This window comes from Mesorhizobium sp. M0060, from assembly GCF_040323155.1.
In the GTDB taxonomy this organism is placed as follows: Bacteria; Pseudomonadota; Alphaproteobacteria; order Rhizobiales; family Rhizobiaceae; genus Mesorhizobium.
Genome location: NZ_JAMYUP010000107.1, coordinates 1 through 10,427, shown reverse-complemented (window position 1 = coordinate 10,427; position 10,427 = coordinate 1). Strand labels below are relative to the sequence as shown.

Below are 10,427 nucleotides of genomic sequence, written 5' to 3'. Positions count from 1 at the left end.
AGATTCTTGCCGGCCGGCTCGACGAGGCAGGCAAGACCGGGAATCGGACGCGGCTGCTTCGGTTTGCACCAGGCGCCTATACGACGATGCCGTTCGTGCATGACTACTGGGAAGAAGTCTATCTCGTATCGGGAGATCTCATCGTTGGCGGAACTTCGGTCGAAGAGGCGTCGCCGAGTTTTGCCCCGAACACCTACGCCTGCCGGCCGCCTGGCGTCTATCACGGTCCCTTCCGGTCGCAGACCGGGTGCCTGCTGCTCGAGCTACACTACTACGAGGCCCAACTTTTCGAATGATGTCCAGCGACCAAGCGGTCGACCCTTCGGTGTCGGCGACGTCGCTGATCAAGGTCCTTCCACCCAGCACACTGCAGGTAGAGGCGGTTCACGATTTGACGGAATCGAAGGGGATTCCGGATTTGTTGGTTTTGTGATTGAACTAAACCGCTGCCGCGGTAGCTGATGCCAACGCAACCATTCTCATCTGGAGCTTCCAGGGACGGGTTTGACGGCCTTTTACTGAATGCTCTTCTGATATCTGCAGAAGGTTCTCTTGCTGCGGCCGGTTTTTGGCGGTGTTCAACATGCGGAATCCACCTGCCCGGCGGATCGCGGTTTTTCTTCGAGGGAATGAGATAGTTCGGGCCCGGTTGTCCCGATTGCTGACCCGTTCACTTCTGCCGCGGTTGGGTGAGTTCCTGGCCCGCCGCGATGAGCTGCCCCGATCGCTTTGCGCGAACTCCGTCCAACAGAGTGCGCGCCGCATTCCTGACTTCCTCCTGGATGGCGTGGTCCGCATCGAGCTCATCATGGCTCGTTGCGTAGGGCTTCCAATATCCGATGTATCGGTCGAGCTCTGCCATTGCTCCCGCCGGACAGAGATGCATAAAGCAGAGCCAGTCGGAAATGGAGCGCCGGACATTTTCCGCACCTTCGACATCGCCGTGGACGACCACGGAAAACAGCCGGCCTTCCAAATGGCGGGGATAATCCCAGCCGGAAAGCTCCAGCTCTTTCGCCTCTTTCGCGTCCTTGCCGTGCGTCCGGGTCGGGTCGGGATTGCCGCCATCGGCGCAGACCAGCCGGTCCATCATCAGCTTCAACGGCGACGAGGCCATATACCAGTTTACGGGCGTAATGATCATTATGCCATGGGCCGCCACCCACATTGGGTAGATGTCGTTCATCCAGTCTTGGGTCTGGCCGAGCGAATAGTTCGGATAACATGAGCACGGCCAATGGCACAGAGCCGGCGCCGTCGAGAAGCACGCTTTGCAGGGATGGATGTTGCGCCCGTATTCGGAGGCGAGCCGCGACAGATCGAGCAGCTCGACTTCCACCTCGCCAGCGGCCTCGATCACATCGCGTGCGATTTCGACAAGCCGCCAGGACTTCGACATCTCGCTTGGGCAGGTGTGCTCGGAGCGGGATGAGCAGTTAATCAGAAGGATGCGCGAAGGAAGGCTCTGGTCCTCATGCCGCTGCTGAGCGGCTCCGACGGCCTGATGAGCATTGTACCAGTCCACAGCCAAGTCGTAATCCGGTTCGGCGAATTCCGGACCAGCTTTGCGGGTGCACGGACTTTTGCGCGAATGCTTGTAAGCGTCCCACGCCGCCTCCGTGACCTTGGTGAGCTCTCCCTCTAGTGAATCAAAGGCCGGGTCATGAAATTGCGAGCGGAAGCGGCGCTTGAATTCGTCTTCCCCAAGCCGCGGACTGGGCATGCCCTTCCGCGGTTCCGGGGCCTTTCCGGGCTTCATCCAATCGAACATCTGGAACCCTCAGTCGCGAAGGCACAACGCGCGGGATCACAGGAGCGTTCCGCGCCGGCGGTATGCACCCGCTCGGAACTGCGAGCCGCCTACACAGTCCGCGGCTTTATGCGCGGCGCAGCTTGCGTGTGCGAAGGCCGCGCAATCCAGGGAATCAACAGGTCCGACAGGTCGGCTGGAACGATCAACGATCGATCTTCCTTTCTCAATAGAACACGAGAGACCCCTCCGATGCTTTCACTCCTCCGCGATGGGCGGGCTGTCGCGCTACTCCTTTCGGCGACGCTGACGATCCTGTCCAACACGCTCATCAGCCCCTTCGCTCCCGGGCTTCAGGCGGCATTCGAAGGCCAACCCAATGCACCTGCTGGTCCGTCTTCTGGTCACCGCTCCGTCTCTCGTGGTTGCGATCCTCGCCCCTTTCGACGGCGCGCTGGCCGACCGCTTCGGGCGGCGGCGCCAGCTATGGGGCCGGAAGCCGACTGGCTGGTTCTGATTTCCCGATTTGGCAGAGCAGACATTCATTTCCGCACAATCATTGTCGCGATCTGACCCCAAGCGGTCATTCGGAAGTATTCGTAGACTTACAAATTGGCCTTAGATTTTGACTTTCCCTAGCGTGAAGCAGGCTCAGACCACGCGATCGAAGCGTGGTAACGTCCCTGGAGCGTCACATGCGCGGGGAGAATTCATATCGCCGGTTAGCGGCGCGGTCGCCGCGTGGCCGCTGGCCCTGCGTGCGCAGCGGCCCCGCGACGGACCCTTGCCGTGCGTTTGCGGGGAAACGATTATCTCCGCCATTCAGGACCTTGGTGCGAGAAGCGACAGGCGCGAAGAAGCCTTGATTCCGGCGTCACGCCGGCCAATCAGTTAGCCGTGAAAAGATTGCGGCATCCGGGAATAAAACACCGCCTACCCTGGTCTTCCATGCATACGCTGCTGATTGACCTTGAAGGAACGCCACACTGCAAGCCCCAGCACTGACGAGCACGACGGCATCGGCCAATACGTTCACGAGCCCCCTTGAAGGGCCATGGGTTTGGCGCCGCCGGCCGGTTGGCTTCGCGCCTGCCTGTCGAGAAATCCTGCGCCGGCCGAGATCGAGAAAGCCCTGGCGCCACGGATGCGATGCTGGTCGTGAATTCGGCAATGCTTGTGCTCGAGAACGCATCTGGATGGACGCATCGTTGCGGCCCGGTGTGTGATTGACATCGATGAGACACTTGCCTTCACTTTCACCGCCGCTGGCGGCCCGGCATATTTCCGCTGGGTTAGCTCGCAAGGCAGAACCATCCTCGCCCCATGAGCACAGCTCAAGACGAGGCGCATATGACGGTGTACCCATGCTGAGCAGCGATGCGCGGGCCGACCGCTTCAGCGAAGTGGTAATGCCTCATCTCGCCGACGCGCTTTCGCTGGCCCGTTGGTTGATCGGCAATGCTACCGACGCCGAGGACGTCGTGCAGGACGCCTGCATGAAGGCACATGCGAGCATCGCCAGCTATGCCGGCGGTAATGCACGAGCCTGGCTGCTCACCATCGTTCGCAACTCGTGCTACACATGGCTGGCGCGCAATCGCCCGCGCAGCATCGTCTCGGTGGGCGACCTCGGCGATCTCGACGAGATGACCGCCGCTCGCGCAGTCGATGTACCCGATAGCGAAAACCCGGAGGCGAGCCTCATTGCCAAGCCCGACACGGCGGCTCTGGAAGCGGCGATCGCCGCCCTGCCGCAACCGTTCCGCGAGACGCTCGTGCTGCGCGACATCAATGGCCTCGCCTACCGCGATATCGCGGCGATGCTCGGCGTGCCGATCGGCACGGTGATGTCGCGGCTGGCGCGGGCGCGCGGCCTGCTGATCTCTGACCTTGGGAGGGCGCAATGAGCGCGCACAATGATGGATTGCCCGAGGACGCCGCAGGCATGAACCTGATGCTGCATGCACTGGTCGATGGCGAGCTCGATGCCGCTGCGGCAATGGCTGTCGAGCGCCGCATCGCCGCCGATCCCAAGCTGGCGGCAGAACATGCCCGCGTCATGGCCTTGCTAGGGGCGGTGGCCACGCTTCCGAAGCCACAGGTGAGCGACTCGTTCAGCGCGCGCATCGCAGCCATGGCCGCAGTCGGTAACGTTGAAGTGCTGCGACCCAAAGCGCAGCCGGCACAAGCGAAGCCCGCTCGAACCAGGTGGTCGACGCGCAATTTCGGATCATTCGATTGGCGCGCCATGGCGGCGTCGATCATGATCAGCGCGGTGCTGGCCAGCGGCGCCACGCAATGGGCGATGCAGCCTGGTGCAACCGACAGCTTTGCCGCAGGGGTAGCCAGCGGCCACCAGCGCAGCCTGCTGGCGACCAGCCCGGTGGATGTCGTCTCGTCGGACCGGCACACGGTAAAGCCCTGGCTCGACGCAAGGCTCGGCCTTTCGCCACCGGCGCCGGACATGGCCAAGGACGGATTTGCGCTCATCGGCGGCAGGGTCGAGGTCATCGGCGGTCGAGCGGTGCCGGCACTGGTGTATCGCCACCGCGAACATCTGATCACCCTTGTCGCCGAGCCGCAAAATGCCGGTGCGGTAACCGACCCTGTCGATCTTTCGGAGGGCGGCTTCTCGCTGGTGCAATGGAGCGACGGCGCCTTCTCCTACTGGGCGATTTCTGACATGGAGCGGCCGGAGCTCGAGGATTTCGTGGCGCGCTTCCGCGCCGCTGTCGTGACGGGCTGATAGCCAACCGTCCAGACCTCTGCTTATCAAATGCGACTCAAATGCGACACCACCGCTGGCGCAGACCCTACGTGGGCCGATGGGCCATGGCAGCAGCATGGTGCCGACTTCGGACGCGACGCGCGCGCTTGCAATGACCTATTGATTTGACGAAGCGGGAAACCCGCACGCGGGCTCCGAGCAGGTCCGTAGTTTTCCACCATTCCTTCCTTCATTGGCGCCGCCATCTGTCGTGCGGCGTCGGCTGGCCCAGTTCCAGGCGACCGCCACCCCCTGATCTCGGGACTTCCAAAAGAATTTCGCGCCACTCGGGAATAAAGGGATCCCTTGGCGAGTCTTGTTGTTAGCGGGGCCAATTTCCCGGCACGCAACCAAGAAACGAAACAAGGACCTACCGAAATGACCAAGCTCGCTCTCAGCGTGGCTGCCATGCTGCTTGCCTCAAGCGCTGCCTTTGCCGGCAGCGACAATGGCGCCAACAATTCCAACCAGCCGGTCGCGACTGTCGACACCAATGCGACGGCTTCCACCCCCTACACCTCGCGCCAGGACGGCGTCGATACCAAGGTGACGACCGGGCCGAGCCAAGGGTCGGTTCAGGACATCATCACCCGGCATAACAACGACGGAATCTGGGGTCGCTGAACGCGCCTCCGAACACTCTCTCACCCACTCACAAACAGGAACCAGCGACATGAAAAAGATCGTCTTGACCGCTGCCGCCATCCTCGTTGCCACTGGCACGGCCTTCGCCGGCAGCGACCACTACGACTCGAACACTTCCAGCCAGCTGGTCGCCAGCCATTCGGTTTCAAAAATCGACACGTCGCACACCGGCTCGATCCGAAAGTCCGAAAAGGTACAGGGTGACGCCAATGCCAGCGTGCCGGCTCAGTACGGCCAAGGCATCTGGGGCAACTGAGTTTCTCGGGCCAGGACCACAACAGTTCCGCAATCACGACGGAGGGCCACGCCCGGCTCTCCGCCATCCCCTCACTGCTTCACACAGGAGATCATCATGTTCAACATGACACGTCGCACATTGCTTGGGTCCGCGGCCGCCGCTGCCGCTTTCGGCCTCGCTGGAAAGCTGGAATTTACCCGTCCCGCATTGGCCGAGACACCGGTGGAGCCGACCGTCGGCTTCTACAAATACAAGGTCGGCGATATCGAGATCACCGCCATCTATGACGGCATCTGGCGCAAGCCGCACGACCCGGCCTTCATCAAGGATGTCACCGTCGAGGACACCAAGGGCGCCCTTGCCAAGGCCGGCCTGACGACAGACTTCATGCCCATCCCGCTCACCGTCGTCGTGCTCAAGATGAACGGCAAGCTGATCATGATGGATGCCGGATCGGGTGTCGGCCAATGGCAGACCAATGCCACCCACCTGCCGGCCAACATGGCTGCCGCCGGCATCGACTACAAGACCATCGACACCATCATGATTTCGCATTTCCATCCCGACCACGTCTGGGGCCTGATGGAAAAGGGCACCAGCGCGCCGGTGTTCCCGAACGCCGAACTCGTCGTCAACGCCACCGAATATAATTGGTGGACCGATCCCGGCCGGCTGGCAAAGCTGCCGGAAGGGCGCAAGCCGGCGGGCAAGCGCATCGCCGAAAACTTCCCGAAATGGAAGAACTGGAAGCTAGTCGAGGACGGTGCCGAAGTCGCGCCCGGCATCCAGATCATCGCGGCGCCCGGTCACACGCCCGGCCACTCCGTCTACCTGGCGAACTCTGGCAAGGAACAGATCATGATTTCGGCCGACACGATGTACGTGCCGGCGCTGCTGGCGCCGCATCCGGAGTGGCAAGGCAGCTACGACCAGGACGGGCCGACGGCGATCACCGCGTGCCACAAAGTGATCGATCGTGTGATTACCGACAATATCCGGATCTCGGGCTCGCACTTCCCGTTCCCGGGCACCGGCACCTTCGTCAAGGACGGCAATGCGTACGGCTTCACCCCCGTGCAAATTTAAGCGCGGCAATCCCCACAAAGCGAGAAAGACAATGAAACCTTCCCTCTTCAACAGGCACGCCCTGTTCGGCCTGCTCGGGGCCGTTGCCGTACTGACTGTAGTTCCCGTCGCGACAGTCATGCCAGCCTTTGCGGTCGACGACATCGAAGGCGCCGACGCGCCCGACCTCACCGCCGTCAAGGCCAAGATCGACGCCAAGGATTATAAGGGCGCATTGGCCGATCTGCGTGATCTCGCACAGGATACACAGCAGGCCGACGTCTACAATCTGCTCGGCTTCACGCTGCGCAAGACCGGTGACTACACGACCGCGCTGACCTACTACACCAAGGCGCTCGAACTGAAGCCGGACCATAAGGCCGCGCGCGAATATCTCGGCGAACTCTATGTCGAGACCGGTGACATGGCCAAGGCCAGCGAGCAGCTGGCATCGCTGACGCAGCTCTGCCCGGCAGGCTGCGAGGAACGCGCGGACCTGCAAAAGGCCATCGACACCAAAGTGACCAAATGAAGTCAGGCAGGTGCCGCAAGGCGCCTGCTCTTTCCCCTTTGCCTGGAGCCAATCGTGACAACGACACAAACCGCCTCGAAACTACATCTCACCGACTTGACCCTGCTGGCGGGTCGCCTGCTGCTCTCCCTGCTCTTCGTGCATGAAGGCTTTGAGCTGGCGACCCATTTCGACGGTGCCGCGAAATCCACGGCAGCTCTCGGTGTGAGTCTGCCGCTTCTCGTGGCCACCATAGCGCTGCAACTGGGAGCCGGTCTTTCCGTCGGCCTCGGCTTGCTGACGCGCCTGGCAGCGGTTTCACTTGGCCTGTTCTGTCTGGCAACGGCAGCGCTGTTCCACACCAATTTCGCCAGTCAAAATGAACTGCTGCATTTCGACAAGGACTTGGCCATAGCCGGCGGCATGTTCGTCCTGGCAGTCGCCGGCGGCGGGACGATATCCCTCGACAGGGTGCTGAAAGGCTTGGTGAAGCGCCGGCAACAGGACAGAGAGACGCTTGCCGCGCTCATAGCGGCCGGTAGCCCTCTATCGGTAGGCGATATCAAGCTTCCATTCTGAATCGGCCAACACGCCTGGTCTCATATCAACCCCCCGCCCGATCGGCACCCCACAAACTGCCTCGGGTGACCCCTCATGGTGCAAGCCGCTCGTGGCGTGTCGCCATCGAGGTCCGCTTATCGGCACGGATAGGACCGCCCCTACCGGCCGATTTAGGCCGCGAACATGACCTCCAATGTGGATACCTTCTATGTCTGCTGCCGGGCGCGGCGCAGGCGCCGGTCGCCCGGGCCACCCGTTAGATTGATGCGGGTCAGTTATTTCCGACGCCTTTGGCGGCTTGTTCGATGATCCTGGCGACGGCTGCGGGATCGGAGACGTAGACCGCGTGGCTGCCGGGCACTTCAACGGTTGTCGCTCCAGCCCGGTTGGCCATCTGACGCTGCGCCGGCGGAGGGATCATATGATCGTCGGCGGCAACGAGATACCAGCTCGGCTTCACTCTCCAGGCTGGCTCGGTGACCTTGCCTTCGAGCGCCGGAATACCCCACGGAACCTGCGAGTCCGCCATGAAGGCAGCGAGCGAGGGACGGACATCGGCGGCGAAAGATGCGGCGAACTTTTGCTTGTCGAGTATCAGGAAGCCGTCGACAGGCGGCAGGATCGGCGGCACCGGGGCGCCGGGCGGCGGGTTGGCGATCAGGGTCGAGACCGATTCACCGGCATCCGGCGCGAAGGCGGCGATATAGACGACGGCGGCTACCTTGTGATCGGTGCCGGCTTCCGACACCACCACGCCACCATAGGAATGGCCGACAAGGATGACGTCGCTCTTGGCTTCGGCGATGGCGCGCTTCGTCACCGCGACATCGTCGGCGAGCGACGTCGTCGGGTTCTGGACGATGGTGACGTCATAGCCGTCCTTCTTCAGCTGATGGTAGACGCCTTCCCAGCCGGAGCCATCGACGAAGCCCCCATGAACCAGGATGACGGAATTTGCTGCGGTGTGCGACATTTGAGTTCTCCTTTTGCGTTGGTTGCAGAAGGACTATGCCGCCGGGCCGGCTACACCGCTTTGAGGTGACCTTCAGGGCCTCTTGATTTTCCCTTGAGACGGCTTTGATTTTGCGGCCACGACACGGCTACAGTGTCCAGAATCGCTATTAGCTGCGTTCCGGAGTCAGCAATTTGCCGTATCTTTTCGAGGATTTCGCACTAGACGGCGACCGGCGCGAACTGCGTCGCGGCAACGACCTGATATCCGTCGAGCCACAAGTGTTCGACCTCTTGCAATATCTGATCCGCAATCGCGAGCGGGTGGTCAGCAAGGACGATCTGATCGATGCGGTCTGGCAGGGACGCATCGTTTCCGACGCCACGCTGGCCAGCCGCGTTAACGCCGCCCGCAGCGCTCTTCAAGACAATGGCGAGCAGCAGCGCCTCGTCCGCACCATCCTGCGCAGGGGCTTTCGTTTCGTCGGCACCGTGCGCGAAGAGGCTGAAGCGGCGGCTGTAGTGGAGCAGCCGAAGCCGAGGCTGAGCATTCCCGCCCGCCCCTCCATCGCCGTGCTGCCCTTCGTCAATCTGAGCGGCGATGCGGATCAAGACTATTTTGCCGATGGCATGGTCGAAGACATTACCAGCGGCCTGTCGCGCATCCGCTGGCTGTTCGTAATCGCGCGGAATTCAAGCTTCACCTATAAAGGTCGAGCGGTAGACGTGAAGCAGGTCGGACACGAGCTCGGCGCGCGCTATGTGCTGGAAGGCAGCGTGCGCAAGGTGGGAAGCCGGGTCCGCATTTCCGGCCAGCTCATCGACGCCGAGGACGGCAGGCATCTGTGGGCCGAACGCTACGACCGCGAGTTGACCGACGTCTTCGCGCTGCAAGACGAGATCACTGTCAGCGTGGTCGCGGCCATAGAGCCCAACTTGCGCCGGGCCGAGATCGAACGCATCAAGCGCAGGCGACCCGACAGTCTCGATGCCTACGATCTTTTTCTGCGCGCACTCCCCGACGTCTACACCTTCATGCCGCAGGGTGCCGCCAAGGGGCTGCCGCTGCTGGACCAGGCACTCGCCATTGAGCCGAGTTATGCGCTTGCGCACGGATTTGCCGCCTGGGCGCACCAGACGCTTTTCATCCGCGGCGGTATGCAGGCCGAGCATAGTGACAAGGCCTCCCGCCATGCCCATGCGGCGATCGAGCACGGTTCGGGCGATGCCATGGCGCTGGCTTTGGCCGGCTTCACCATCGGCTTGGTCGAGCATGACCGCAGGCTGGCCGACGAGGCGTTCGCGCAGGCTCTGGCGCTCAGCGCTTCCTGCGCCTTCGTCTATGCTTTCGGCTGCGTGCCGGTCGCCTATGGCGGCGATGCGGCACGCGCCATTGACTGGTGCGAGCAGGCCATGCGGCTGAGTCCCCTCGACGCCATGAGCTGCGTGCCGCAGGGCATCATCGGTTTCGGCAATTTCCTCGCCGGCCGGCATGAGCAGGCCATAGCTGCAGGCCGGCGAGCGGTTGAGTTGAACCCCGGCTTCAGCATCCTGCACGGATGGCTGGCCGCCCCCCTTGCCCGGCTTGGCCGGATCGAGCAGGCAAAAACAGCGGGATCCCGGCTGCTGTCGCTCGATCCGCATTTCACGATTAGCCGTTGGTCGGCGGCGGTGGGGCTTGCGCCTGAGATCATCGATGATGTCACCGACGCGATGCGAGTGGCCGGCCTGCCGGAATAGGAGCTTCGGTAGCTTATGTCCGCTCTTGGCGGACGGACCGGATCGGTGGAATGACCAACATGCTGCGCGTTGCAGACTGGCGGCTTTGGGGCCGGAGAACGAACCCGCTGCGCGGGAGGGGCGCCTGCGGTTGAGGTAGTGATCAAGAACCGGTCGTCGCGCTGGCGTTGAGCGTCGTCCGGCGGGGGCAGAGCATGAC

12 protein-coding genes are annotated in these 10,427 nt (G+C 62.4%); 10 read left to right on the top strand and 2 right to left on the bottom strand.

Going from position 1 to position 10,427, the window contains the following annotated elements:
- The coding region (locus tag NKJ94_RS36200) for a cupin domain-containing protein (RefSeq protein WP_352532421.1) at window positions 1-296 on the top strand (296 nt) is incomplete at its 5' end.
- Between the two features lie 374 nt (window positions 297-670).
- On the opposite strand, the gene NKJ94_RS36195 is transcribed toward NKJ94_RS36200, so the two are convergent.
- On the bottom strand, window positions 671-1,771 hold the full coding sequence (locus tag NKJ94_RS36195; protein WP_352532419.1) for a flavodoxin family protein: 1,101 nt from the start codon (window positions 1,769-1,771) through the stop codon (window positions 671-673).
- A gap of 358 nt (window positions 1,772-2,129) precedes the next feature.
- Between NKJ94_RS36195 and NKJ94_RS36190 the strand changes: the two genes are divergently transcribed.
- From NKJ94_RS36190 to NKJ94_RS36155, 8 genes are all read left to right on the top strand, one after another.
- A complete protein-coding gene (locus tag NKJ94_RS36190) occupies window positions 2,130-2,267 on the top strand; it encodes a hypothetical protein (protein WP_352532417.1) in 138 nt (45 codons plus the stop codon).
- A gap of 847 nt (window positions 2,268-3,114) precedes the next feature.
- Window positions 3,115-3,657, top strand: coding sequence for a sigma-70 family RNA polymerase sigma factor (locus NKJ94_RS36185; RefSeq protein WP_352532415.1), 543 nt, complete (start codon window positions 3,115-3,117; stop codon window positions 3,655-3,657).
- Complete coding sequence (locus NKJ94_RS36180) at window positions 3,654-4,496, top strand: anti-sigma factor family protein (RefSeq protein WP_352532413.1); 843 nt, start codon at window positions 3,654-3,656, stop codon at window positions 4,494-4,496. The genes NKJ94_RS36185 and NKJ94_RS36180 overlap by 4 nt, the downstream gene beginning before the upstream one ends.
- Before the next feature lie 399 nt (window positions 4,497-4,895).
- Complete coding sequence (locus tag NKJ94_RS36175; RefSeq protein ID WP_352532411.1) at window positions 4,896-5,141, top strand: DUF680 domain-containing protein; 246 nt, start codon at window positions 4,896-4,898, stop codon at window positions 5,139-5,141.
- 49 nt (window positions 5,142-5,190) lie between these two features.
- The gene (locus NKJ94_RS36170; RefSeq protein WP_352532409.1) at window positions 5,191-5,418 is read left to right on the top strand and encodes a DUF680 domain-containing protein; all 228 of its coding nucleotides are present in this window, start codon (window positions 5,191-5,193) and stop codon (window positions 5,416-5,418) included.
- Window positions 5,419-5,514: 96 nt separating this feature from the next.
- A complete protein-coding gene (locus tag NKJ94_RS36165) occupies window positions 5,515-6,486 on the top strand; it encodes an MBL fold metallo-hydrolase (protein ID WP_352532407.1) in 972 nt (323 codons plus the stop codon).
- A gap of 31 nt (window positions 6,487-6,517) precedes the next feature.
- The gene (locus NKJ94_RS36160; RefSeq protein ID WP_352532405.1) at window positions 6,518-6,997 is read left to right on the top strand and encodes a tetratricopeptide repeat protein; all 480 of its coding nucleotides are present in this window, start codon (window positions 6,518-6,520) and stop codon (window positions 6,995-6,997) included.
- A 96-nt stretch (window positions 6,998-7,093) separates the two neighbouring features.
- On the top strand, window positions 7,094-7,555 hold the full coding sequence (locus NKJ94_RS36155; protein WP_502896246.1) for a DoxX family protein: 462 nt from the start codon (window positions 7,094-7,096) through the stop codon (window positions 7,553-7,555).
- Between the two features lie 253 nt (window positions 7,556-7,808).
- Here NKJ94_RS36155 and NKJ94_RS36150 read toward each other — a convergent pair whose 3' ends face one another.
- Window positions 7,809-8,510: an alpha/beta fold hydrolase gene (locus NKJ94_RS36150; RefSeq protein ID WP_352532401.1), complete on the bottom strand. Its 702-nt coding sequence runs from the start codon at window positions 8,508-8,510 to the stop codon at window positions 7,809-7,811.
- Window positions 8,511-8,683: 173 nt separating this feature from the next.
- On the opposite strand from NKJ94_RS36150, the gene NKJ94_RS36145 reads away from it, so the two are divergent.
- Window positions 8,684-10,228: a winged helix-turn-helix domain-containing protein gene (locus NKJ94_RS36145; protein ID WP_352532399.1), complete on the top strand. Its 1,545-nt coding sequence runs from the start codon at window positions 8,684-8,686 to the stop codon at window positions 10,226-10,228.
- Window positions 10,229-10,427 lie beyond the last annotated feature (199 nt).